This window comes from Aliivibrio thorii (assembly GCF_057368585.1).
The window spans coordinates 15,646-40,681 of record NZ_JBXXRD010000003.1 but is presented as its reverse complement, the minus strand read 5'-3'; the positions used below and the strand labels follow the sequence as shown (position 1 = coordinate 40,681).

At 36.0% G+C, this 25,036-nt stretch carries 31 protein-coding genes; 10 read left to right on the top strand and 21 right to left on the bottom strand.

The annotated features are described in order from the left end of the window. The first annotated feature begins 48 nt into the window (after positions 1-48). The gene (locus tag AC2IP4_RS20950) at positions 49-1,341 is read left to right on the top strand and encodes a hypothetical protein (RefSeq protein WP_192957828.1); all 1,293 of its coding nucleotides are present in this window, start codon (positions 49-51) and stop codon (positions 1,339-1,341) included. 17 nt (positions 1,342-1,358) lie between these two features. Continuing rightward, positions 1,359-2,339 carry a DNA replication terminus site-binding protein gene (locus tag AC2IP4_RS20945; RefSeq protein WP_192957829.1) on the top strand — a complete coding sequence of 327 codons (981 nt, stop codon included), beginning with the start codon at positions 1,359-1,361 and terminating at the stop codon, positions 2,337-2,339. Here the strand turns inward: AC2IP4_RS20945 and AC2IP4_RS20940 are convergent. After that, entirely contained in the window at positions 2,293-4,266 is a 1,974-nt protein-coding gene (locus AC2IP4_RS20940; protein WP_486317224.1) for a replication initiator protein RctB domain-containing protein, read from the bottom strand. The genes AC2IP4_RS20945 and AC2IP4_RS20940 overlap by 47 nt on opposite strands. A 2,090-nt stretch (positions 4,267-6,356) precedes the next feature. On the opposite strand from AC2IP4_RS20940, the gene AC2IP4_RS20935 reads away from it, so the two are divergent. The 3 genes from AC2IP4_RS20935 (at position 6,357) to AC2IP4_RS20925 (ending at position 8,904) form a co-directional block, all read left to right on the top strand. Beyond that, on the top strand, positions 6,357-7,598 hold the full coding sequence (locus tag AC2IP4_RS20935) for a GlyGly-CTERM sorting domain-containing protein (protein ID WP_486317223.1): 1,242 nt from the start codon (positions 6,357-6,359) through the stop codon (positions 7,596-7,598). A 193-nt stretch (positions 7,599-7,791) separates the two neighbouring features. After that, a complete protein-coding gene (locus AC2IP4_RS20930) occupies positions 7,792-8,535 on the top strand; it encodes a hypothetical protein (protein ID WP_486317222.1) in 744 nt (247 codons plus the stop codon). A 105-nt stretch (positions 8,536-8,640) separates the two neighbouring features. Beyond that, positions 8,641-8,904, top strand: a complete 264-nt coding sequence (locus tag AC2IP4_RS20925) for an H-NS family histone-like protein (RefSeq protein WP_486317221.1) — start codon at positions 8,641-8,643, stop codon at positions 8,902-8,904. Here AC2IP4_RS20925 and AC2IP4_RS20920 read toward each other — a convergent pair. Then, positions 8,890-9,876: a tyrosine-type recombinase/integrase gene (locus AC2IP4_RS20920; RefSeq protein WP_486317220.1), complete on the bottom strand. Its 987-nt coding sequence runs from the start codon at positions 9,874-9,876 to the stop codon at positions 8,890-8,892. The two genes, AC2IP4_RS20925 and AC2IP4_RS20920, sit on opposite strands and share 15 nt — an antisense overlap. 112 nt (positions 9,877-9,988) lie before the next feature. Then, positions 9,989-10,351: a hypothetical protein gene (locus AC2IP4_RS20915; RefSeq protein WP_192957835.1), complete on the bottom strand. Its 363-nt coding sequence runs from the start codon at positions 10,349-10,351 to the stop codon at positions 9,989-9,991. A 180-nt stretch (positions 10,352-10,531) separates the two neighbouring features. Between AC2IP4_RS20915 and AC2IP4_RS20910 the strand changes: the two genes are divergently transcribed. After that, a complete protein-coding gene (locus AC2IP4_RS20910; RefSeq protein WP_486317219.1) occupies positions 10,532-13,204 on the top strand; it encodes a TrlF family AAA-like ATPase in 2,673 nt (890 codons plus the stop codon). A gap of 77 nt (positions 13,205-13,281) precedes the next feature. Here the strand turns inward: AC2IP4_RS20910 and AC2IP4_RS20905 are convergent, their stop codons facing one another. From AC2IP4_RS20905 to AC2IP4_RS20885, 5 genes are all read right to left on the bottom strand, one after another. Beyond that, positions 13,282-13,992 (bottom strand): hypothetical protein, encoded by a 711-nt coding sequence (locus AC2IP4_RS20905; protein WP_486317218.1) that lies wholly within the window; start codon positions 13,990-13,992, stop codon positions 13,282-13,284. A 172-nt stretch (positions 13,993-14,164) separates the two neighbouring features. Next, positions 14,165-14,365 (bottom strand): hypothetical protein, encoded by a 201-nt coding sequence (locus AC2IP4_RS20900; RefSeq protein ID WP_274440597.1) that lies wholly within the window; start codon positions 14,363-14,365, stop codon positions 14,165-14,167. Positions 14,366-14,621: 256 nt separating this feature from the next. Beyond that, positions 14,622-15,134: a hypothetical protein gene (locus AC2IP4_RS20895; protein ID WP_486317217.1), complete on the bottom strand. Its 513-nt coding sequence runs from the start codon at positions 15,132-15,134 to the stop codon at positions 14,622-14,624. A 74-nt stretch (positions 15,135-15,208) separates the two neighbouring features. Further along, positions 15,209-15,505 (bottom strand): helix-turn-helix domain-containing protein, encoded by a 297-nt coding sequence (locus AC2IP4_RS20890; RefSeq protein WP_255257975.1) that lies wholly within the window; start codon positions 15,503-15,505, stop codon positions 15,209-15,211. 3 nt (positions 15,506-15,508) lie between these two features. Beyond that, positions 15,509-15,838 (bottom strand): hypothetical protein, encoded by a 330-nt coding sequence (locus tag AC2IP4_RS20885; RefSeq protein ID WP_486317216.1) that lies wholly within the window; start codon positions 15,836-15,838, stop codon positions 15,509-15,511. Between the two features lie 262 nt (positions 15,839-16,100). Between AC2IP4_RS20885 and AC2IP4_RS20880 the strand changes: the two genes are divergently transcribed. From AC2IP4_RS20880 to AC2IP4_RS20870, 3 genes are read left to right on the top strand one after another with little or no spacing between them, the layout of a single operon-like run. Continuing rightward, on the top strand, positions 16,101-16,421 hold the full coding sequence (locus tag AC2IP4_RS20880; RefSeq protein WP_486317215.1) for a hypothetical protein: 321 nt from the start codon (positions 16,101-16,103) through the stop codon (positions 16,419-16,421). A gap of 37 nt (positions 16,422-16,458) precedes the next feature. Beyond that, a complete protein-coding gene (locus AC2IP4_RS20875; RefSeq protein ID WP_486317214.1) occupies positions 16,459-16,719 on the top strand; it encodes a hypothetical protein in 261 nt (86 codons plus the stop codon). 4 nt (positions 16,720-16,723) lie between these two features. Beyond that, entirely contained in the window at positions 16,724-16,894 is a 171-nt protein-coding gene (locus AC2IP4_RS20870; protein ID WP_012534552.1) for a hypothetical protein, read from the top strand. Between the two features lie 87 nt (positions 16,895-16,981). On the opposite strand, the gene AC2IP4_RS20865 is transcribed toward AC2IP4_RS20870, so the two are convergent. From AC2IP4_RS20865 to AC2IP4_RS20850, 4 genes are all read right to left on the bottom strand, one after another. After that, positions 16,982-17,281, bottom strand: a complete 300-nt coding sequence (locus AC2IP4_RS20865; RefSeq protein ID WP_486317213.1) for a hypothetical protein — start codon at positions 17,279-17,281, stop codon at positions 16,982-16,984. Then, entirely contained in the window at positions 17,278-18,072 is a 795-nt protein-coding gene (locus tag AC2IP4_RS20860) for a DUF4225 domain-containing protein (RefSeq protein ID WP_486317212.1), read from the bottom strand. Before AC2IP4_RS20860 ends, AC2IP4_RS20865 begins: the two co-directional genes overlap by 4 nt. Positions 18,073-18,089: 17 nt before the next feature. Continuing rightward, positions 18,090-18,575 (bottom strand): type VI secretion system tube protein TssD, encoded by a 486-nt coding sequence (gene tssD, locus AC2IP4_RS20855; RefSeq protein ID WP_486317211.1) that lies wholly within the window; start codon positions 18,573-18,575, stop codon positions 18,090-18,092. 462 nt (positions 18,576-19,037) lie between these two features. Beyond that, positions 19,038-19,589 carry a hypothetical protein gene (locus tag AC2IP4_RS20850; RefSeq protein ID WP_486317210.1) on the bottom strand — a complete coding sequence of 184 codons (552 nt, stop codon included), beginning with the start codon at positions 19,587-19,589 and terminating at the stop codon, positions 19,038-19,040. A gap of 382 nt (positions 19,590-19,971) precedes the next feature. On the opposite strand from AC2IP4_RS20850, the gene AC2IP4_RS20845 reads away from it, so the two are divergent. Further along, on the top strand, positions 19,972-20,361 hold the full coding sequence (locus tag AC2IP4_RS20845; RefSeq protein WP_486317209.1) for a hypothetical protein: 390 nt from the start codon (positions 19,972-19,974) through the stop codon (positions 20,359-20,361). Positions 20,362-20,384: 23 nt separating this feature from the next. On the opposite strand, the gene AC2IP4_RS20840 is transcribed toward AC2IP4_RS20845, so the two are convergent. The 9 genes from AC2IP4_RS20840 to AC2IP4_RS20800 form a co-directional block, all read right to left on the bottom strand. Then, entirely contained in the window at positions 20,385-21,524 is a 1,140-nt protein-coding gene (locus AC2IP4_RS20840) for a competence protein CoiA family protein (protein WP_192957850.1), read from the bottom strand. 77 nt (positions 21,525-21,601) lie between these two features. Then, the gene (locus AC2IP4_RS20835; protein ID WP_274440612.1) at positions 21,602-21,874 is read right to left on the bottom strand and encodes a hypothetical protein; all 273 of its coding nucleotides are present in this window, start codon (positions 21,872-21,874) and stop codon (positions 21,602-21,604) included. Positions 21,875-21,891: 17 nt separating this feature from the next. Next, a complete protein-coding gene (locus AC2IP4_RS20830; protein WP_274440613.1) occupies positions 21,892-22,503 on the bottom strand; it encodes an RES domain-containing protein in 612 nt (203 codons plus the stop codon). Between the two features lie 3 nt (positions 22,504-22,506). Then, positions 22,507-23,403 (bottom strand): hypothetical protein, encoded by an 897-nt coding sequence (locus tag AC2IP4_RS20825; RefSeq protein WP_486317208.1) that lies wholly within the window; start codon positions 23,401-23,403, stop codon positions 22,507-22,509. A gap of 142 nt (positions 23,404-23,545) precedes the next feature. Next, positions 23,546-23,848: a hypothetical protein gene (locus AC2IP4_RS20820; RefSeq protein WP_274440615.1), complete on the bottom strand. Its 303-nt coding sequence runs from the start codon at positions 23,846-23,848 to the stop codon at positions 23,546-23,548. 52 nt (positions 23,849-23,900) lie between these two features. Then, a complete protein-coding gene (locus AC2IP4_RS20815) occupies positions 23,901-24,110 on the bottom strand; it encodes a hypothetical protein (protein WP_274440616.1) in 210 nt (69 codons plus the stop codon). A 7-nt stretch (positions 24,111-24,117) separates the two neighbouring features. Then, positions 24,118-24,435 (bottom strand): hypothetical protein, encoded by a 318-nt coding sequence (locus AC2IP4_RS20810; protein ID WP_192957856.1) that lies wholly within the window; start codon positions 24,433-24,435, stop codon positions 24,118-24,120. Further along, the gene (locus AC2IP4_RS20805; protein ID WP_486317207.1) at positions 24,419-24,739 is read right to left on the bottom strand and encodes a hypothetical protein; all 321 of its coding nucleotides are present in this window, start codon (positions 24,737-24,739) and stop codon (positions 24,419-24,421) included. Before AC2IP4_RS20805 ends, AC2IP4_RS20810 begins: the two co-directional genes overlap by 17 nt. Beyond that, positions 24,739-25,035: a helix-turn-helix domain-containing protein gene (locus AC2IP4_RS20800; protein ID WP_486317206.1), complete on the bottom strand. Its 297-nt coding sequence runs from the start codon at positions 25,033-25,035 to the stop codon at positions 24,739-24,741. The genes AC2IP4_RS20805 and AC2IP4_RS20800 overlap by 1 nt, the downstream gene beginning before the upstream one ends. Position 25,036 lies beyond the last annotated feature (1 nt).

Below are 25,036 nucleotides of genomic sequence, written 5' to 3'. Positions count from 1 at the left end.
GTTAGCATTGCGGTATAATGAAAGTATCATTTAACATGGACCTATATCATGAATATACTTGTCTCAGATGCGTCACGCTTTGGTATAAAAGGTGGGAAAAAAGAATCTGAATTATCTCTATTAAATTTGTATCTTATTACAAATGGAGAAAAGCCAAATAGCACATCACAAGCGGTTCTTGTCTCCGAGCTTAATTTAACAAAAGCACAAAACATTGCAGAATCATCCGTTGTTATCAAACATGTGAACTTAAACAAAAAGGCTGGAGCTGCCAAAACGTCAATATGGCGCATTGATCCAGCCTTATCTAGAACAACAAAAACAGTTCAATGGGTTGAGTGTCACGATATCTATGATGATTACTACGTTGCAGATACCTTGCAGTTAAAAGAGGAAATGACAAATACTTTTTGGGGGAACACGCTTCAGAAGGGGCTTACTACCTGTTTAATTCTAGGTGTAAATCCATATAACTATCGCTCTGTTATGCTTCCTATTCAAACTAATGAGAAAAAGCCAGCAGTAGAAACAACGGCTTGTAAGCTCGCGTTTTGGAAACAAATAATTAAAGATGGTGGCCCTCAAAATATTACAATCTCGACGGCTGAAAATCCTAATGAAAATCTAGATAATAAATTTGCTGAAGTGGGAAGCGGTCATATTGATGAATATGGTTATGTATTGGAAGAGCAACCAATAACCTCAACGACAGCCACTCTAATCACAAAGCAAAAAGACAGCTTTATTGTTCGATATAAAGGTGAGAGAAGACATTGTATTCAAGAGAAAGCAAGAGGGAAGATCCCATTTGCTTTCAATCTAAAACACCCTTTGTTACGAGTAAAAGTGCCATCTGGTTATAAATATATTTTATATCGTAATCTAAGTGATAACCGTGGGTTGTTTGAATGCTTAGTTGATAATAATCCTTCACTTTTCCAAGACGAAATAAAAACCATTGATAGCGCTATTGTGGAGGGGGGATTAACGCTACAAAACATCATCGGTAAAAATGGAATTATCTACTCTCATCCAGAATTAGTGAAAGAAATTAAGTCTCTTGAAATTGAAGTTCTAACATTAAATTCTACATGGGAAGCAATCGATCTAAGTATATTTCCAAAAGAAATTGAGAAACTGGTTCCCGAGGATATTTTAGAAAAACCCCTGCATAACTTTAAGTACAATTTTTCTATTCGTACTTTTGGTTTGCATCATTTTTCACGCTACCTACAGCACCCGTTAGATAAAAAGCATCTTCCAGTAAGGGAAGCACCTGAGCATTATTATTGGATGAAATGGTGTTTAAGTAATGACATCACATTTGAAAAATACGAATAGGTTTATAAAGGGCTGATATGTCTAATCACACAGAGTTTAAGTTTCTAGGTTCTACATTAAGTGGAGAGGGACTATATGACTATTTATTAAGTCTGCTGGATACAATTGAAGCTGAAGTATTGGATGTGTCAGCTCTTATTAGACAAGGGGAGATTGTTCACGCTGAAGTGGCCTGTTTGCCTGTTGCAGAAGTAACAGAGGATGGTATAGATACCATTCATCATGAAATAGAAACCATATACCCAACTCGTTTATATGGTAACGATGCGATTGAGGCTTATTTACGTAATATTCAATATCAATATAAGCATTCAGACTTATCTCCTAAAGGGGCTCGACGTTGTGTGGGTATTATCCATGTAAGAGGAAGTGCTGATTATGAAGAGCAATTAAAAGATAAGATCCATTTCATTAATCAGTTAAAGCTTGAAATTAAAACATACTTAAGTGCTTGCTGCCCAACATCAAGACATCGACAAAAGTTTTATCAACACACAAGAGTAGGGGTTCTACCTAAGACAGTAACACGCAAACTGCATTTAGCTAAGCCAGATGTGGCCTACGTTAGCTTTAGCTGGTTAAACAAAGGGTATTTACAAGAGAAGATAAACTATAAACGAGCCTTGGATATTTTACACAAAGCAAATGCAAGTATTGCCGAAAACAGAACAGATCTTGATGTCACTGATTTAAACTCAAGAGATGAAGTGAAGTTATCACCATTTGAGCATAAAGAAATCACTTGGATCCGACCAAGTAAATTAAATCCAAGATTTAAATGTTCGTATTATATTGATGAGGGGACGTATCAAGATGAACCAATCAGAGCAACAAGCCCACTCTTAATTGTTCAACGAACCCCACTTAAAAGATACAAAAAACTTGATGACTTTAGAGGGGTCCATACTTTAGCTAAAGTAGAAGGGCTTAAACGAGTTAAACGAACGCCAATTATAGAATATTTGGGGATGTATTCTCAGGTAATTCTTCCTGAATAAATAACCCTTGAGAAAGCTTACTAATAAAAACATCTGATAGCTGAAATGTTTTACCTTCAATAAGAGTTATCAATTCTGGCTTAAGTGAGCTTCTTCGCGATAACTCTTTAAGGATCATATGAGAAGACAGATCTATTTGAGTATTTCCTGTAGCAGCTAATGATTTATATATAATACTATAATGGTTACGCTGTAACGTTTGACCTTGTACTTTAAATGTAGATAAGCTTTCTAATTCACCCGTAATAAAATCTTCTACCGATGGAATAGGAAGACCTATTGCATGAGCAATATATTTACAAAACTTAGTCTTCTGCTCTGTGGTGGTATAATGGCTAATAAAAATATCTTCGTTATCAACATTTAGCTTAAAGTGATATTTAAAGCGCTCTACGTTTAATTTAGCGCCTACAGCCTTACTCAATGTACGGTTCACTTTAAGTAAAGGCGATACAGCTTGTGCAAGAGGGTTTGCTATCGTTGGTGTTTTTTGGTTTACACTTTTAATACCACAACAAGCCAAAGCCTCATCTAAATTAATGCTGATTTGAATTTCATTACATTCAAAATCAATCACACCATGATAACCCCATAAATTGAATTTAAAAAAGCCATCGTCCTCAAGAGATGCTGATAAATGAGGATCATTTAAAGCATTCACTTTTATTATTTGAGTCTTTAGTGTTTCTTTAAATTGGCTCATTTCGCTGGTTCGCATAAGAGCTGATTTTAAATTAGCTAAAGTCTCAATGTAACTATTTTGATCGCGCAACTTTATTCTAAAACGCAGAAATAGCATAAAGATTAATGGCTGCACTGTTAATAGATTTGGAGGGAATGCAAAACTTGATTCATCCGATATCAATGAATTAAATAATTCATCTGGCCATTCGATAAGATATAACATTGCACTATCACCAAAGCTAACCTGATTATTTTCAGAAATTTCAGGAGCAATAGGAGTGAAAGGGGAGCACTGTTTAAATATTTTCAATTCGCGAGATAAATAACCTGACAACTGAACGCCAGTTAATTCTAATTCTTGTAGTCCAATAACATCAAATGTTGTATCACGGATACTATTAAGTTGATCACGAACAGCTTGTCTTAATTGACCAGAAAAATCACGTAGATGTCTTTTTCGAATAGCTAATACATCATCAACATAAATAGGGGTTAAGTTTTCTGGTATCCTACCTGTTCTTGAATAATACTCTTGTTGTTTTGTATGATAAGCAAGCGTTAATGATAGCAATGAATACACTGTCATTAATTCATCATCGGTACATACATGGGAGTGAGATCTGGCTTGTGCTACTAACTTATGAGAATTGCCTTTTTCATCATTAACATAAAATTCAGTGGCCCATTGAGAAGTATGTATCCCAACGGGTGCAACAAGTTGATCAAAAGGAAATGAAGAACGTTGACGCACGATTGGAATGTGAGCTGCTTCTGGTCGCTCTCGAAAACCTTGGTTATCGTATTCACGTTGAACTAACATTGCATTATGACGACGGTGAGCATAGTTGGTTGTTCGTTCTGTTGAACGTTGAGTTAATTCTAATTGTAATTTAGGATTGAGCATTAATTGAATGCATTTAACTCTACCAATTAATTTGTTTGAGTCATCAAATTTGAATGGTACGTGCTGAAGTATCCCAAAACTCTCAAGGGATCTAATACGTTTGTTTAACGTTGGTTTATTGATTTCTAAAATGCTACAAAGTGAATCTACGTCATAAGTAGATTCAGAATCTTTAACTTCCGAAACTGAAATGATAGCACTTAAGGTTTCTTGCTGGGCTTTTGATAAACAAGAAAAGCAATCGAAGTCAGAAACTTTTAAAGAGAAATCTTCTGGAAAAAAGATAAACGATCCCTTTTTTGCTGTTCGATTATAAAAAGTTAATGATTCCTGATTCATTTCTAGTTTCTCAACGTGTTTTTCGGAAAAATAAGGTTACGTGCTTAAATTACCAAGAAAAGAGAAAACATGCAATTTAATCATGATCTTTTTTGGCCCCAAAGGATCTTGTTTTTAAAGATCAAAAAAATCCTACTGTTCTCTTTTTTTTATCAATTTATCTAATTCTATTTTTATATCATTCTAAGAGTTATCTAGTTATATATTCTAATTAGATCTCTTATATGCAGAGATAGAGCTTATTAAGTTGCTGAATAATATTACTTTTTCTTCTCGGTTACTTTCTTTAAAAACAAAAGTAACATCTTGTTATAAAGACATTCCCATCCTCTATTATTCAATTGTTACATCCTGATTTAGCATAAGTAACATCTTGTAACTTGTGAAAATAACATGCCTCGATCATATAAAACCATCTGTTAAACTCGAAAACGAACTCCAATGATCTCATTAGTTACTTCCATTACTTTAGAAAGTAACATCCATTAATAGCACAGGTTACTAACAGCTTATTAAGGTATTGGTAATTTTAATTGTGGATAACCTAATATCGTGTTTTATGTTTTTCTTTTTAAGAAATATTAAAGAGGTTTGAGTTCTATGAATGACACTAAATAGCCAATCTTCCTTCATTTTTAATGAGGGAATTTAAGTAAATGCACATTATTTGAGTGAAATTTTGAGATATCACGTATAAAACGCTAACAAGGTGAGTTAAGGAAAAAGATTTAAAATTCTAACCTGTCATTTCAATGTTCGGATAATTTAAAGTGACGATAGTTACTTTCGATACTACAGCCTATAAGGGCTCAAAAGATTTTTCGGAAAAATTCGAGATGGAAAAGTTACTTTCAATGAAGGCGATATTTAAACATAAAACATCGCTATTGGTGTTTTTTTTAAAGCTTGAACGGGCTTGAAATATATATTTATTTGTAGTAATGAAATTTGTTGTTTTTTGGCTATAAGTTAACCAATTAACCACTTATTAGAGAGCCGAATTAGTGAAAGTAACATCCAGTAGAAGGGGTTTGGTTTTAGAAAGTAACATCCAGTAGAAGCGGTTTGGTTTTGGAAAGTAACATCCAGTAGAAAGCGGTTTGGTTTTAGAAAGTAACATCCAGTAGAAGGGGTTTGGTTTTAGAAAGTAACATCCAGTAGAAGCGGTTTGGTTTTGGAAAGTAACATCCAGTAGAAGTGGTTTGGTTTTAGAAAGTAACATCCAGTAGAAGCGGTTTGGTTTTGGAAAGTAACATCCAGTAGAAGCGGTTTGGTTTTAGAAAGTAACATCCAGTAGAAGTGGTTTGGTTTTAGAAAGTAACATCCAGTAGAAGCGGTTTGGTTTTGGAAAGTAACATCCAGTAGAAGCGGTTTGGTTTTGGAAAGTAACATCCAGTAGAAGCGGTTTGGTTTTAGAAAGTAACATCCAGTAGAAGCGGTTTGGCCTTAGAAAGTAACATCCAGTAGAAGCGGTTTGGCCTTAGAAAGTAACATCCAGTAAAAATGATTTGGCTTTAAAGAGTAACGTTCAGAGCGATCATTAAAAAAATGAATCCCAATTATCTTTAAGCATTAGGTAAAGGTAGAAGAGGATGGTTGTGAATAAATGAATGATTATGGCCAATTGCTATAAAGCAATTGGGTTTTTCGGAAAAATATTAACCCTTAAGTTACTTCCATTAAATGACTAATTATTAAACATGTGACAGTGTCACTATATACAACACCAACTATCCATATAATCTAGGGTACAACATAGCAAAGGGGTATAAAGCCGTAGTCACTCGCTGAAATCCCGCCTATTTCTTGCTGACCTTGCGCTTGCGCGAAAAAAAAGAAAAAGAAAAAAAGAAGAAAGAAAAAAAAGAAAAGTATCAACAAGGTTAATCCTTTTTAGGTATGCGTGGGTTGAGTCGCAATATTTATAAATACAATGTTATGTTGTACCCTAGATTGATTAGGTATTTATTGTCGTATATAGAGGGGTTTGATAATCTAATGTTAGTATTTTATAAAAAAAACACTACCATATTGATTGCTTTGCGGTATAATGACAGGGTCAGTTAAACAAACGCATAGGAAGGATTACCATGCAACTACGTACTAAAACATTGTTCGCTCTTACTCTTGCTCATTCACTTAGCGTGAATGCTGCGGGTTCAACAAGCACTTTCGAATTGAGCTTGTTCTATCCTCAACCTTATGAATACGATAACAGTATCAACTTATCATCTGAAGTCGTTGGCTTTTATCGCTCGATTGAAGTGGCAAACGATCTGTTTGACCGTAAAGGCGTTAACCTTGAGTTAAAGCCAACTCATGTAGCCAGTGTAAGTTCATGGACAGGTACAGAGAATGTTCAAACTGGTCGCTCAGATATGGATACCGGTGCAACCGCAGTTGAAACCAATGTCGGTGATATGGCAATTGGTTTGTTCCTTCCAAATGGTGGCACTATTGGCTATGGCGATCATAGAAAAAACAGCCACTACACATGGTATCCAAACAATATCGCAAAGATTGGTTTAGCCACAAACATGACATTAGGAAAAGGGGGTGATAATAGTTATCCGTTCGTTCTTAGTCATGAAGTGCTTCACTCAGTTGGTGCAATGCACGATCAAGCTGCTGCTGTTCGTTTTAATGATGATGCCAGTGGCCGAGAAGATGGCTATGCCAGAACGTGTGATAATGGGTACGGTTCATTAATGACTTCTGTTATTTCAACAATTCCATTTGCACAAATGACTATTTCAGGGGCAAGCGATTGTAATACAACACCAAGTGCAAACATGGTCGGATTTACCAATCAATACGCACCGCTTGCGGCTGAATTTGAAGTAGGCTCTCGCAATAACCAAACTATCCGTTTAACGGTTACTGAAAACATCAATGACCAAACGTTTGATTTTGTAGCGCAACGAAACGACACTTCAGCAACCGAAGCCATGACTCTTTATATTGCAGGGGGAGCGGCTTATAATGGTCAAAACGCATTAGCACCGCAAAGTATCGAATTTACATCAGGCCAAGCAAGTTCAGAAATCATTAAAATTGATTTCAATACTGTCTATGGTGTATTTGAACAAGCGCACAGTGAAATCAATAATACTTATGCGGTTGTCGTTGGCCAAAATGAAGTTCAGAATAAATTGATCGATATCACTGCCATTAATACTTTATGGGAGCCAGTAATTACACCAAATCCCGACCCAGAAACAGGCATTCCAAATCCTGATAACGGTGGCGGTGATTCAGGAGGTAGTGTCTCATTCTTTAGCTTATTAATGCTGTCTTGTTTGTATGTTGTAAGAAGAAAAATCAGCAAATAAACGTAAATAACTACATAAATCAAAAGGTGGAGCCAATAGCTCCACTTTTTTTGGATTTTAATTTTAATCATAATGCGATTACATTTGTTTTGTGGTATTTTACAAAAAAACAGAATTGTGCGATTATTAGCCTATATCATTATGTCGCATTGTCTGTTTCTATTTCACTTATTTCTATATAAAGGGATTTCTTATGAAACGTACAACTTTAGCCTATGCGATAGCTACCTCCTTACTCAGTCTCGTCGTAATCGCTGGAACAAGTAGTCAAAACAACTCTATTGATGAGGTCGTTCGTATTCCTGTTAATGCAATTGATCACGATGGCATGGAATCGAAACGTGATGATATTACCGTTGTAATTCGAGAGATCGGTGATAATGATGATTCCGTAGGTACTCGTGATAAAACAGGCGGTATTGATAGTGATTTTGCAGCCGCTCCCGATCCCAATGACGGTCCAAGCAATAACCTTCCTCCAATTGATTGTACCCATCCTTCCTATGTGAGTCTGTGTAACGATCTAAAAGAAGAACTTGGTAACAAAGAACCTGAAAAGCCTGTAGGTCCACCAACAAATGTATGGGTTAGTGTTTATGCTGGTTCTAACTCTACCTCTGCATCTTATAAACTTGCAGGGCAACCAAAACGAATTCGATTTAATGGATCTGGTTCAGGAGAAGCGTGGTTTGGTGCACATATTAATCGAACAGTAAGTGCCTCTGCTGGTGGTGGGAAAACTGATGGCTGTGGCGGTAAACGTTACACTACACAATGCACATGGAGTTTTAATACAACCACCGCGAGGGGTTGCTATAAGACTGTCACGGGTTACGATGGTTATAGATTAATTGGGGGAAATGGTAGTAGTTGCACTCAAAGAACAGTTAAGAACGCTGCAAGCATGAAATTTAGTCGTATTGAAGTCATGTATTAATTTTTAGAACAATGGGACTCAATTAACAATAAATATAAAATATTAAGTGACTTTTGTTTCTATAATAAATCCATTAGACAATGTTAAACACTAAATGGATTTATAATGAAAGAATTTAAGAAAACGTTACTAAATGAACGCTCCTTAATATCATTTGCTACTTCAATGTTAACGATTGAAGAAACAACTCTTATTATTGAGCGTTTATCTTTATTAAATCAGCAACGAAAAACAGATGAAGAACAAAAGCAAAAAGCCCAAGTGATAAAAGAAAAGAAAATAAGTTCATTTATAAAACAAATAGAAGATGAAGGGTTATCATTACTGGATCTTCAATTACACATAGGCCAACGGTCACGATTGCGTTAACGGCATTTCACTCGATGGTAATGACACCTTTTTTATTGCATCTATTAATAGGTTATCGTCTTTTTGGATATAACGCTGCGTTGTTTTTGAATCTGCATGGCCTAAAATATCTTGAATAACCGAAATTCGAACCCCTGCATGATATAATATGGTTGCTGTAGTACGTCGAAGATCATGTGGGCTAATCATGAATTTAGAACCCAATTGCAAGCATCGATTTTGCACAACACGATAGACGCTGGATCTTGCTTGGATTGGTTCATCAATAAAAGTATCCCCTCTGCGCATTTTTACAAATAATGTCTCCGAAGTGATATTTAACTGCTCTCTAACCAATTCCCATTCTTTTACAAATCTTAATGTATCCGCATTCACTGGTACACGACGTTCAACGTGTCCTTTACCATAAAAGCGGATCCAATCTTGATTGTCTTTATACTCAAACGCAGTAATAGATAAGGTCATCAACTCGGTACAACGCAAGCCGCAACCGACAAGTAAAGCAAACATGGCATTGTTTCTCTTATCTCGAAGAGTCGGTCCGTTCGTGATGAAAAGCTCAGACATTTCAAAAGCCTTTAGTGGTCGAGCTTTACTTACTGAGCGGCCTTTTCTTGGCTGAATTTGGGTGATACGAAAAAGGACATCAGTCGGCAAACGGCCCATACCATTTGCAAAGGTTGCAGAGCGCTTAATTGCAGTTAAATACGTATTTAAACGAGTGTCTTTTATTCCGTTTTCTTCCAATTGATTAAGCACCATTGCAATATGGTAATCAGTCAATTTTTCCCACGGAATAAGCTTATGATGTGAAATGTTTAATACCTTAGCAAACCCATTAAGAGTGTATTCCATCGTCTTACGGGAGCTTTCAGCTCGTAACGTGTAGATATAACGCAGGGTAGGGGGAGTATCAACCTCTTGAAGATTGATTAATGATTGGCTTAAAATATTGTTGCTATTTATTTGCATTAAAACCACCACACCCTTTAATGCGTTTTTCTAAAAAACACATTCAACTAAAAACACTGTTAAAATATACAGTGTAAATATAGCAAATAGTCATGCTGGTTGCACGTTTAAATCAGTTAATCATTTGAGATTGCTTGCATAGATAATTAAATTGAATCTTATCGTTCGGATTAAGAGCCAACAGCTCCCCCTTGATTAAACGAGATAATAATGCACAAAATCGGTGAACTTGTTGCCCATTAGATTGCATATAATAAAATACAAACTCATCGTCACTCTGAGAAAGATACTCATAACTGGTATTCAGATGATGTAATAATGATTTTTCAAAAATATAGAAGTATTCATAACAACGATTCCTCTCTAAATCACAATCACGTCCCTCTTGATTCACAAATAGAATCAACGCTTCAATGTCTTGTCGGTAAGGGTGATTTAATGAGTAAGGAGCCAATAAAAAAGACCAGCGTTCCATGATGACCTCACGATAATAAATTCAATTATTATTATAACTAAGTAACCAGAAGTAAGTTAGGTGTGATACCTCAAACTAGCAGTTGAACATCATTTATTCCCGTTGTTTATTCTTTGGAAAGCAAACCACCTTTGGTATTATCCGCGCATAATTACACAATAAAAAAGACTAAGGCTATTTATGAACGGTTCTACATGGAAAAAATGGGATTTGCATATCCATACCCCAATGACTCACTTAAATGGGGCTGGCTTTCAATGCTCTATTTCTGATTATGTATCTAAGCTTGCGGCTGAAGAATTAGATCTAATCGGAGTAACTAACTACTTTTATTTCAAAGATAATGAGCTAGAAATAGTTAAAAATGAAATACGAACTCAGGGCCATCGTATTACCGTCCTTGGTAATGTTGAATTTAGAATTGGTCAACCGAATAACAACGGAGAGTGGATCAATATACATGTGGTTTTTTCTGAAAAATTAACCACAGAACGAATTAATGCCATTTTATCAGCCATGCCGATAACAAACACGTCACCCACTGGTACTGCCGTTTATTGTAGTGAAACCAGCATGCAATTAAATAGTGTGCAACCAGATCAAGCCGTGGTTGATTTTAAAGAATTAAGCAAACATCTAGCATCACATTTACAGCGAGGGACAGACTACCTTATTGGTATTTGTCCGAACGGATATGGTGGATTTAGACCACATAGAACAGAAGGGCGCTCAGTCGCGATGGCTCTTGAGTTAGAGAAAGGGGCTGATTTCGTTTTTGGATCCACTGATCGTGACCGAACCTTTTTCCTAAATACAAGTCGATATGAGCACGCTAAAGAACGCCCCGTTTTTAAATGCTCAGACGCTCATCAATTTAACGATATTGGCTCACAGTATTCATGGATTAAAGCAAGGCCAACATTTGAAGGTCTTCGTCAGTTACTTATTGAACCTGAAGCCCGAATTCAAATTGAGGATAACTTTATTGAGCGTACCTTTGCCAAACCTCGATTTAAATCAATTACAGCCAACGGAAGTATTATCGCTGGCCAACCGTTAAAATTTGATGATACAACCATCGAATTAAATCCAAATATGGCCGCAATCATCGGGGGAAGAGGAACAGGAAAAAGTATCCTGTTAGATTCCATTCGTTCTAAATTTAGACATGGTCCACTAGGCACAAATCCAACTCGTCAAATCAATACTGAGCAGTTTTCACTTGTATTAGATCAAGGTAATGGCTCATTACTTAACTTTAATGATACAAGCAACACCTACGATTACTTACACGTATCACAAGGCGACATACAATCCGTTAGTCAAAACCCTGAACAATTAAGCAAAGAAATTAAAGAAATGCTCGGGCTAACTAGTGATGCCTTCAACCCTGTAACAACAAGCGTTGTTGAAGATGCCTTAACTAAATACCGCGCTTTTATTGGTTATTGGAGTACAACCGATGAACGTAGTAATAGAATCAATACAGATACATATCAAAATACCATTATTACTGATTACCAAGGTCTTATTGCAACATTAACCAGTGTTGAAAACCAAAGTCATATAGAGCAATACCAAGTCAATGTTGCTCAGGTGAATAAGTTAACCGCTTACCTCTCGAAATCAGCTCAAATAAAAGCCTCGTTCACTCAGCAGATAGACCCAATTAACACGACGATAGATGGCCATAATCAAAGTGAGTTTAGTACCACCACCATTCCATCAATTGATTATCATGCTGCAACAGCGGCTATTGAAGCTAACGATTTGTTAGCGAGAGGGCAAATCACAGCGTTAGGTTTAAGTAATCAAGAGATCGTAGTTGCGTTCCAATCACAAGGGATCACACAAGACATTTCATCATTGCTTGGAAAAGTAACCGAGTATCAACGAAACATCGATGCGGCTAATGAGAAATTAACAGAAATCACAGCGAGAACCGCAGAGTACCACCAAAGCATTCTAGATCGCGGTCAGTTAAGTGATTTACATAAAACCTACTTAGAAAGCAATTCAAGCGCCATAACCACCGCATTTAACTCGTTGCTAACCGAGAATTCAACGTGGACAGCCGAACAAAACGAATTAGTTAAAGAAATATTGAGCGACATTTCTATTTTCGGGGCCATTTACTTTAACAAAGAGAAGTTTTTCTCTCTTCTTCTGAGTAAATTAAACGGTGGAAAGTTCAGAGAAACAGCGACACAAACTTCAATCCAGCGTTTACAAGCAACGTTCCCAATCAATACATATGAAGATTTTTATCGCCTAATTTCTAATGAAGAGATGATCGTGTTATCTCCAGATAAAACCGTAACTCTTGAAGGTTTTTGCTGGGAAACAGAATATTTCAACCAAGGTGGACGCTTTGAGTTGTTAGATTTCTTGTACCTACCGCAAAATATTCAAACTTACCTTCATGCGAATGCTGAATTTCTCTATAAAGGTAAAACAGTAACGCAACTGTCTGTAGGACAGCGAGGGACGTTCTATGTATGCCTTAAACTAGCAACGGACCCATTCGGCTCACCATTTATATTTGACCAGCCAGAAGATGATTTAGACAATGATTTTATCATGAATAAACTTGTTCCGATTTTCAGAAAAATAAAGAAATATCGACAAGTGATCATTGTTACTCATAATGCCAATCTTGTTGTGAATAGTGATGCTGAACAAATCATCATCGCTAAAAATGATAATGAAACTCTTACGTATCAATCGGGATCTGTGGAAGATGGTTCAGTCAACGACCCATCAAGTATTCGTGGCCAAATATGTAATATATTGGAAGGGGGTGGGTATGCATTCTGGTTACGTGAACGTAAATATGGATTAAACGATAAGTAATAGCTTTAATTACAAAGGGGAGTCAGTTTGAACTCCCCTTATCTTCATTTTTCTAAAAAACTACAATCCATAATTTATTAACTTTTCCAGTTCAATAGCTCTTGTAAGTTTTTTGTAACCCCATTGCTTAACTCCACCAATCTAACCACCTCATTGATAAAATCAAAAGCTTCTTCTGAAAAGTTATAAGACAATGTGTTGTGTAAAAAATCTAAGCCAATATCATAAGTTAATTTTTGAGGGTGATAGTAATTAGGATCATAATCATCATTTGCAAATGAGCCCCTAAACACTTTGTACTCATCAGGAATAATAACGTCTTTTATATTCGTGACCGCAGTTCGTTTAATTTCAGAAATCAACGTAAGTAAATCGTCATGATCGCATTGGGCCTTAGAAAGCCAATGTTTAAAATAAGCAGGGACACATTTATCTGGGTGAATTAGCGTATTGGTTTTAGCACTAGTTCTGTGCTCATAAAAGATAAGCGCAGCGCAGCTCTTTATTCCCAATCCATTAACCAGTTTTACAGCGACGGTATGATTTATATTTTCGACAGTTTTCAAATCACGCTTATGTTTTAATTCAGCTCTGGCTTCTTTTTCTTTCTTATGCTGATAACGTAATTTTGATTCTCTCAAGATAGCAATAGCGTCATACAACGTTTTTTTCTGTTCGCCTGTTAGTAATGATGCGTCAGCGGTATACGTTAATAATTCGTTCTGAATAGTATTGGCGGCTGTGGTGAGCTTTCTTTGTTTCTTTACCAATTCATCAATTTTAGACATTTTAAATACTCAATATGTTAGAGAAGCTACAAAGCAAAGTTAACGTAACCTTTCAGTGCAATCAGTTGCGCCCAATGCACCAGTGATTAGCTATGCTACGAAAGTTCGCTGGCAGTGTGTCGGAGCTGTGCTGTCTGAGTTTCTATAGTCACCTTCACTCTGTAGCTGTTATCTAGTTACTTATCTTTTTATTAAATAGAAGCATATCATCATTAGACGCTTTTCTAACTGAATAATCATCCACATAAAGAACGTAATTCATACCATCAAGCCCCGTTAATAAATCAACAGGACAATGTAATTGAGGGCAAGTAATGCGTGATTTAGTAACTCGCTTTGCATTAGTTAAAAACTCGCATTGAAAAAGAGCCAAATCGTTAACATCAATCCATCGAATAATTAATTTACCTTCATGAGTAGACGTAAATAACGCTCGGCCTTTAAGTTGTTGATTATTTAGCCATGATCTTCCTTACTCCAATCTGTAATTAATAATTATCTCACTTAACGGTATAATGAAGGCGTCGTGTTAAAACCCCGTTAACTTTGTAGCTATTATACCGCAAAGAAAATAAAGGCGGCAATGTTCGTTATATTTATGAGTTTTTCTGAAAAATGAAAAGTTCATATTACACGTAATTTTGCACAGATAATGACCGTAACTCATTTTCTATATTTAATATTTTTCCAAACAAATCGGTTGCTGAAAAAGTAGATATTGTTCGATCATACAGACGTCTATCATACTTTGATTTAACCAGTGTCGTTTCTATCAAATTATGCAGTTCGATAAGAGCAGTTTTGTCGGCCACACTGAGGCGACATTTAAAAAGCTCATAAGAAATGGATGCTTTACTTACCGTTGCACCGTTGTATGTTAATAAACGGTCTTTGTGCATTAACGTGTTCATGTTATTACAAATAAAGGTGTTTAACCAAACACCAAGTCGGGCTGTTTGGTTATGCCATTTTTCCCATTCTTTATGATTGATATCATGCATCACATTATTAATTAGATTTGCATTCGCTTGTTCGCTACTCTCGCCAATAACGATACTAGATAAATGCTCATAAAAAGAGTTTGTTGCTGCGTCAAATTGAGTAGAGATTTCGTAAAACTTCGACCTTGAACGACGATCCATAATGATCAGTTTCCGTGTTAATTAACAATTATAATAGAGCTAGAATGATGTATTACTCTCTTCAAAATGAATCGTCATAGGTTTAATACATCTTTAATATGTGGCAAGTTATCTTCAATCTTATTCTTGTTGAAGGTTCCCCAGCTCTCTATTGAGTAAGTGCGATTCTTTGTGCCACCACTAACACCACAAATTATATCGATTTCAGAAAGTGCCAAAATTGTATCTTGCAGTGTTCTCTTTGGCATCTGAGTTGCGTCTAAAAGGGAAGGGACCGTATTCACACCTGAATCAATTAAATATGCTACCAATTGCCTACGATAAAAACTGGTCTTGGTTTTACTGCTTTTTGCTTCCATTGCATTATTCATAAATTACTCCTCATCAGCTTCTTGCTCGGTAATATCTACGCCCCAAAAAGACATGATCTCGTCTTCACAGCAATGACGACGGAATATATCCAATACCCCTTCATCATCAAAATCAGGTTGGCCTTTAGGCTCATAACCAACTTGTGAGAAAGCCGTAATCATTGATTCATAATGATTTGTAGCATTTTTCTTAGTGGGATTACGGAGCAATTCTATATACTTTTCATCAGCTACATAACCACCTGTAAAGTCATCAAGACCAGCGCCATGATGGGCTTCAAGGTACTCGTAATCTTTTTTTGCTTGCTCATACTTAGCTGTAATAGTTGCCATAATCAATCCTGTTTATAAAAACTTTTTTATCCATATTAAATAAATATTAACACATAGTTGACGTGGTGAAAGCTATTGCGTGTCTTAATTCCGTTAATTAGCTCACAATAAGAAGTCATTCATTTTTCTAAAAAACAAATCTGCTATTTTAGATTAAATATAAGCTTCATTGATACGGCCAAATAACAAACAATGCCCTTGAAAGCATTCGAGTAACGTTGTAATTTATTTGAAGTTTTAAGTTATCAAGGAGTGATAAGTAATGTCGCGTAATCCCACCAATTCTATTTCTTCAGGAAAGTTAAGAATTATCTTTATGCTCATTAGCATCAAAGAGTGGAAGTACAATCTTCTAACTGTTCTTTTGCTGTTGCCTGTATGGATTCTATTGTATGCAATGAAGGCTGAGTTTCATCAGGTAGTCTTATTCACCGCCATTATATTTTTACTAGCGACTGACTGCTATGGTCGTCATATCTACGATAATGTGAAGAAAAAAGATCGAGTGAAGAGTGTTTTATCGCTAGCGATTAACCAGAGTTCCTTAATTAAGTTTATTGTTTTTGGTCGTCAAAAAAATTAAGTTTTCATTCAAATGACATTTATTTAGTAGGAACCATATGAATATGATTGACACCATCATTGAAAATGAAGAGTATTTCGAAGAACAATTTTTAGAAAAGCCAAGAAAAAAGCTGTGGTCAGATATTATGCAATATCCTCTTGAATCTACGAGTGCAGAGCAATTGACGCATATTTTGAATGAAATTGAATCTGCTCATAATGATCACGGTAAGCCCTTACGGTTAGTTCGAATAAAAAGAACTGTTACAACTGAAATTGAAATAATAAAAGAATTTAAAAAGACAAAAAGAGGATAGGTATATGCAATTTACAACTAAAGATATTAGAGCGATAGAAGCAGCAGCCGATCAATTTAACGACATGGTTGAAGGTGGTTCAGAAGATGAAAGGCATCAAAAGTATCATGATGATTTAATTGATTTGCTTAAAAGGATTAAAGCAAATTCACTTAACAACCAAACAGACAAATAGCCATGATATTTAAAGTAAGTGATATTCAAGCCATTAATGCGGCAATCGATCAATTTAGATTGCCGATGGTAGAAGTTGATTAATACTTTATTGTGGTCTCGACCTTGGAAACGGAATAGTTAAGGCGTGAAGCACTAAAAATACAAAAGCAATGAATCTCACGGTTCCATCAACCTCAAAGCTTCCTTCAAAACTACGCATAAACCAATAACCCATTACACGTTGATCAAAGAAAATTGAGTAGTGCTGTGAACCAAAAATGATGCATGAAACCACCACATATAAGATCAAGTACAAAGAGTTATGATTTTTAATATAAAGTCTAGAAAACATAAAGCTTAAAAGGACACCAACAATACCGATCCCAATGTAAAGTAATAACATCATTTCTCTTTCTCTTTCTCTTTCATATACGGAGTCAAGGCATCATAAGCCGTAATACTATTGCCCATCATTTCAAATGTTAATGCTCCACGAGTCATCGTTCTCCAGCCTTTTTGATAATCCGTTGCATGATATGAATATAATTTAAACTGCTTAGCGTTAGGTATGCTACTTACCGTTGACGTTTTTAATGAACTGGATAGCCCATAAAAACTTGTCGCGATATCAGCCAAACCATAAGCTAAATCACCCTCATCATCAGAATAACCAAGTTGTTTAGCGCCAGCTCTATAGCCATTTCTCAAGAAGCTATTATTACTTCCATAATCGCCAGTATACTTTTTTTTCCAGTTTTGAGTAATGTTTCCCGTAATGTTGTATGAGTTCTCATAGATATTATTGCCGCCATGCAGCATCATTGGTGCGCCAGTAGAAACACACCATGAAGCACCAACAAAGGAAAAAATAGAGGAGGTGACACACAATCCATAACCTGTAGTCACTTGGCCAACACCAGCAACTAATCCAATGGTGTATTTTCCTATCTCAATAGATTGGTCTATCAGGCTTTGTCGCTCTTGCCTGACATAATTAACAACCTTCGTTTTTGATAGAACGCCACCTTCATAATCACTCAGTAGACATTTTCCTAAAAAACGATACTCAGAGCGAAATTGATGTTGTAGTAGGGGATCTTTTAAATGACTCATGCTAAGCGTATTTGCTTGGCGTAATAAACCTCTGACAGCAAGGTTTACTTCATCATCATCCATGTCTGTTTTAGATATACTCATAATGACAAATCTACTTACTATTTATCTGTAATTGGTTTTAACCAAGAAGAGAAAGCAATCGTGTTTGCTGCGACGTGACGCCATCGGATATCACGGTAAGAAATAGAAAGGGTTTCTTGCATATCATCACCATTAAAGTCGATCACATGAGGCATATGAGTAACCAAAGAACGTATAAGCGCTCCAGTTAACTCAATTTCATAGAACAACTCAATGCCACCTTTTTCATTTGGGCGATAGAAATGAAGCTTACACATTAATTCATCGCCATCAGAACAGGCTTGAGAAAGAACAGGAGAGCTTTTATCTATCTTTTTTACAATCTGCACAGGCGCATGCTTTGAGCCATTGTCATATGCCACTGAGTGCGAAAATGATAATACCGTTATTTCATCTTCATGGTTTGATTGATAAGAATTACCCATTGATAAACAGGTGTTGCAGCCAGAAGACAGTTTTCCGTTATTGATGCTTTCAATTGATAGGTAAGCAGATACAGCCATTTTATACAGTCCGATATTAATGATAGACCTGACGTTATCAAATCAATATCAGTAGCACACATGCGTAAAACACTAGCAAATAGCAGAGTTAGCAATGCAATACAACCAAGATGGCACTCAATTAAACTTAATGGATAGTTAAATAAAAAGAACAACCTATCATTTTGCAATTTACTCTGAATTATAAAATGCCAAATATGAGCAATGAATCACAATAGCTCTGAGATAATCAGTATGATTCAATGCACGAAGTGTATTGGATAAATACTGATCATCTATTTTATGGTAAATATGATTATGATTATGGTTAAATTACTTGATATTGAAAGAACTAATTGAGTGATGTGAAGGCTAGCACTGGTGTATATCGAGTACAATCAAACAGAGTACAATTAAACCCTATTTAACATAAGACACGTAATGCGCACTGCGTACCGTATGCAAATCACCAATTATCAACCGCTATTTTAAATGAGTTGTTCGTCTTGTTCCTATAAACAATGAATGCTTATTCTCTATATCCATTTCATTAATGGGTTCGTCTTTTAGCATTAATATTTCTACTGTACCATCAGTGCTTTGGGTTTTCTTAGATAAAAAAGTATTCACTAATAAGAGATCTTTCGAGCGCGAGCGAATTAGATCATTAAAGTCTATATCGGCTGGTTCAGTTTCAAAAATCTCACCAAAGTCACTAGGATTACAGTTAGTGGGAATATAATTCAATACGGGCAAATCATTAGACTGACTTTTTGATTCCAAACCTTCTTTTAAATTTTTAATGATTAATCGACCTAGATTGGCTAATTCTGCTTCTCGTTGAGTCTCTTGTTTTTTAAGAAAATTCATTGCATCGTACCAATCAAGATTTAGACCATTATCTCTAGTGCATAAGTTTTGTGCTTGGCTTAATGTGATACCTTTTGCTTTTTTTAATTTCTTCGCATCTTGCTTAACTTTTTTGACAGAACGACCAGACGGAAATATTAGACCTGTAGTAATAGATTTATGCATGCTGCACTCCAAATAGTGATAGCAATAGCCGACTTACTGCATTCACAAACGAGGTACAGTGAATGATTAGTGAAACAGATGATACGGAGTGATCTTCGCCTTTGGTCGGCTCACAAGCGCTCTGCTACGCTCTTTAAAGATCATAGCATCGTCTAAAAAAGAAACAAGATAATTAATGCATATTCCCTATAAACATTCAAATTCGAATAAATAACCTCAGAATATAGACTAGATAGAAAAGTTGTTAACTATCAATGATTTTTCTGAAAAACAAATAACGAAATCCATTCATAAATAACGATTCTCTTCATTGTTACCGAGCGTCTTTATCGCTATCGTTTAAATATATTGATGCGCTAATTTAAGCAAAGGAAATAATGAAATGAGCAGATTTAATGATCTGAATAATTGCAAAGAAACATTAGTTGAATGTGAGTTTCCAGCAGCTAATCGACGGGTTGGAATTCGCATTGGATTTCCATTTTTTAACAGTTGTTTTGAACAACATTCATGCGAAGTTGATTACGAGCGTCCATCATTAAATACACAAACGGCATGTAGAATTACTCCAGTAGATGAACTCAACACTCAAGTCATATTGAGCGGTGAATCTGTAATTGAAGGGTTAGATTTGAAAATTGCAGAATTAGTAGAACATCGCAAACGTATGGCTTTGTATGTTGAAGATGTAAAAACGGGTAAGCTCGATATAGAAGCGATGGCTCAAGAACAAATTGCTCTACTAAAAAAAGAAGAAGATAAAGCAACATAACTTTACTAAATCCCCTATTCCTCCTATTCCATTGTGGCTTTTACACGTTTCACAGTTGAGCGTCCTTTACCTGTACTCTCTACCGTTTGATTGATAGAGCTCCCATGCTCTAAACAAGCCACAATATCAGAATGCTTTGATAGAAAATCATCACTACTTAATGTTGTTCCCTTTGGACGACCAAACTTACCATTTTCACGTTGAGTTAGAATGATACCGCGCTTTGAAGCAGCTAAGCGTTTTTCCTCGTATTTCCAACGCCCTGTTACTATAAATCTTTCATTTATATTGAAAGGTTCAGGGTTATTCGCGAGCTTAGTAAATTCTGTTTTCAACCTTTTTGATGATCTCTTATCAAGAATTAAATATTCAGTATGATTACCAATATTAGCTAGCTGTTTGCTGTAACGATAAAATACGTATTTTTCGACATGGCCTGAATTCATAACAACTCGTAAAATCTTGCTTTTTACCACACTTTGATTAGTCGCTTTTTCTAAGTCCAGTACTGTTTCTTTCAAACGTTGTGCTGGTTCTCTCTGCGTTCGTCCTACTTTATGAATAATCGATTTATCATCTAATTGATACTCAAATAAATATAATGACGCTTTAAGTAAAGACTGTTGACGATATGCCTCAATGTCTAGCCATGCTCGATGTTTAATCCCTTCCTCTATACCATCGCGTAATGCCTGTATACGATCACGTAAAGCACTGCGCATCCAATGGCTAAAATCATGCAGGGTTAAGCTTCCAAGTATTATTCTGGAGGTGTCAGTAAAAAGTAAGTTATCGGTCCAAGTGTCTTGTTTAAAAAGCTCATCATGAATTAGATGAGAAATCTGACCTTGTTTAGATTTCCAATGCTGGAATACATTTGGGGATTTACTGTCGGCTTGATAGCCTTCTTTTAGAGCTTCAACTACAGCTATTGAATAGTTAAGATGAAAATGATGCCAAGCAGGGATTTGGGGAATTTCGTTAAGTGACTCGTTACACGTTGGTCCATCATGACGAAAGTGAGACGCTTTCTGTTGCCCTTTAACAGCAATCAAAGGACAATCACAGAATGGACAAGTTAGCTCGCCTCTTCCTGATTTTTGTGAATCTACGTGATAAAAATCACCTTGCTTATTTTTTCCAAGGCTTAAATAAACGGACATAAATAACCATACTTTTTTGAACCCACCTAATTATAATTTTAGCTAGGTTCAAATAAGTGTGCAAGTTTTAAGCTTAATTAATAGTCTGGGGTATCAGGAAGATGATCGAAGGTGTTTTGCGGCTCCATTAACTTATGACTTGCTGTTGCATCTGGATAATACTTATTCACTTCTTCTATCGTTTCAAAATAATCAAAGTAAGTCTTACAGTCTTGGCCAGCTAACACACTACTAGTAGGGTAAATACCCCAACCATACACATTAAAGCCACCACGTTCGGAAACCTGATAAGTAAAATGTGAAGGCTCTTGTCCATAAATCAATTTAGGCTTAGCTTGGCTAGTTTTCATAGGGATACTCTCTATCTTTAATTATTAAGTGCATTGTTAGGGATAAGACACTCTAATGCTCTCGCTGCATCTTGAACTTTAAACATACCTGTTGGATGAAGAAGGTACTCTGAAACACGCTCAACAAAATCATTTTTTGTCGCATTCTTACCAAAGACAACAAACACACGTTGTCCACTGATCCCACGTTGAATTCCATCCCATACAAAGCCATCAATGTCCTCGTATTTAGGAATACAAAGCACTGTCTCGGCAAATAGACGTAACTTAGAATAAGAGTGTTGTCCTCTACCTAATAGCCCTGATATTGCATCGACTTTGTTAAGATCTAAAAAAACTAGCTCGCGTTGTGAATCAAGTTGAGCTAATTTTTTAAATTCTATATCTGCTGACACGAATTTATGCAGCCCTTGGTCATTAACTCGCATGATGGTTTCTGAAAACGCATCAATGTAATGAGAGGCAATGTAAAGCACTCCAACAAAATCCTTATCTTGGCTACTTAAACGGATTGGGTCAAAGCGACCACCACCTTTTCCTGAAGCGTTAAATTCATTCGAGTCACGAACCTCACTATGAATACGATAAAAGCGAGAAAACTCAGGTAAAACGTACAATTCATCGCTCATCGTTTACCCTTCCGTTGAAGCTGAAATTACTTTTAACGGAATTTCTTTTTCATCAGTAATCATAGAATCAACAAACTCATCAAATAAGTCTGTTTCTCCACCTTCTAACAAAGATAATGGGGTTGCTGAAACCACACCTGACGAATCCGCATTATCATCAATAAAAGCGGCTATATCGTCCAGAGATGTGATTGTTTTTGCCTTTTGTTCCACCACATCAAAATCGGGTACTGACATATACTGCGTTATAGTGTGCATTTCTGTTAGCCAAAACGAAATATCCCAACCAGACATATATTTAGACAGTTTTGGGATAGATTGAACTAGCTCAGTATAAACGCTCGCTTCTTTATCGAGTTGAAAAGCTGGGTATGAATAATTTTCATTAATCTTAACGGCTAAGACCATGTTGTTTTCACGCATACGGTTCATATAACGGCTTGGATTAGAATCAGTTACACCTAACGCCTTAACAAACTCTTTCGCATTTAATAGGCTATGATGAGCCATAAAATCGCTTCGTTTTTTTAAAAAACGTTGAGTAAGAATCAATGCAGACTCAGATATTTCTTCAATGCCACTTTTTTCTAATTCATCAATGACTTTAACGCTATTATCCGTAGTCAATTTTAAAAATGCATTTACCGCACCAACAAGATTATTCACTGCCGTTGCTTTTTGTTCCTCGTTAGCTTTTGCTTTACCTCGTAGCCCTTTTACTCTGACATATCTTGGAATTGGAGCAATCGCATATCCATGATCAGTACGAACATGTTGAGCAATACCACCAACAATCAAATTAGTGACCATGATTAATGATGTATCAGCTTCAGATTGCTCAAAATTATGATGATGACTCAAATCTTGATCAATTGATGTTTCTGCTAATAACGCATTCATAAAACACTCCTTTTTTGTGCGTATAGATGGTAAGTGTTTAAATTAATATACCAAGTATACACGCAAAATAAAAAGGTGGTAGAAAAACAAGCAAAATAGAATGATTAGTTAACCGAATAAATGTGCATGTATCGAAATCCAACTAGCAGCCCTTACCATTTCCACTTACCGTAACTGAATCAACCTCTATACCTTCTGAATCCCTCTTATTCGTTGTTGGTTTTTCCAAAAAATTGTCGATAAATTTCTTGTAATCAATAAATACAAATAAGCCTTTTCTAATTGCTTTCAGATAAGAGATTGACTGTATAAATTTACGCTCACTGTCCGTTACATTAAGGATCCGCGTAAAGGTACGTAACCAAAAATTGATAAACAAACCACATAGCCCCCATAAACAACAAAGCCATCCTATAAAGAGAGCTACACTTAATAAATCTTCCATTTTAAATTCCTTAAATTAACCAAGTATCTAACCTTTTCTCAATCTAAAAGGATCACTCGTCGTCATCACAAACACTGCACTGACTTCCGAGGGAATCACAACCACAATCTAACTCATCATTATTAACACTATTAAAACCTGCTAGAAAATCATCATAACGCTGAGAGTTTTCATTAAGTTTAATGATCGCACTGTTCTCTATTGCGATTCTTTTTAATGCAGCATTTTTGCCTTCTTGATATGCAATACTATTTTCCATCATTCATTCCTTAAATTAAGCGTTTAACAGGTAAGTATCGAAATCCAACTAGACCATGATGCTTAGCAAAGTTTTTTGCATCTTGTTTCGTCTTGAAAGGATACACCCCATGATCATTTAATGTCTCTATTGCACTATCTACATTCTTAACCATCCAAACATCATCACACACCGCTGTAGTCGCTTTTATCTCACGACACGAGACTTCACCACACTCATTCACTGTTGAGCTACATTTTGTGGTGTCATAGCTAAGCACGACATCAACAAGATTGCCCTGTGGAGTAAAAAAGCTCGGGTACTTATGAGCACTAACTAGGTAAATCATCCGATGAATCCTTTTTAAAATGCTTCTTAAACGCACGGTAAAGCATATTGTGGGCTTCTATCTCATCTTTCGTATTCGACACAAAGAAAGATGGAAAATATTTGTGAGGAGCTATTGAGCGCTTACTCTCCATTGCCTCATTTGGTGCATTAAACAAACCGTCCTTTTTATAATCTGTCGTTGTCGCAATATAAATCCACTTGGAATCAACAAAGGATTCTGTTTTGCTAAAAGCAGCTTTGCTACTCCATTCAAACAACGTTAAAACTCCTTGCTCTTTAGCTACAGCAAATACCTTAGCCATTAAATGTTCTCCAATGCTGTGCAACCAGCGCAATTGATTACATCATCTATTTGAAAAGCAATTTGCTTGGGATCGGTTAATCCCCAACTAATTAAAGAGTAGCTTTGGTTTCTTGCGGTTCCCTGCTTCACTATTTCTATTCCATAATCAGCAAGTGATTCAATACAGGTATACACGGTTCTTTGGCCAAGGCCTGTTACTTCAATAATCTTCGCTTGCGTGTCAGCTCTACCCGACGATATGAGATAGGCAATGTACATGCGCTTAAAATAGGCTTCTTTGGTTCTAGAAGTCATA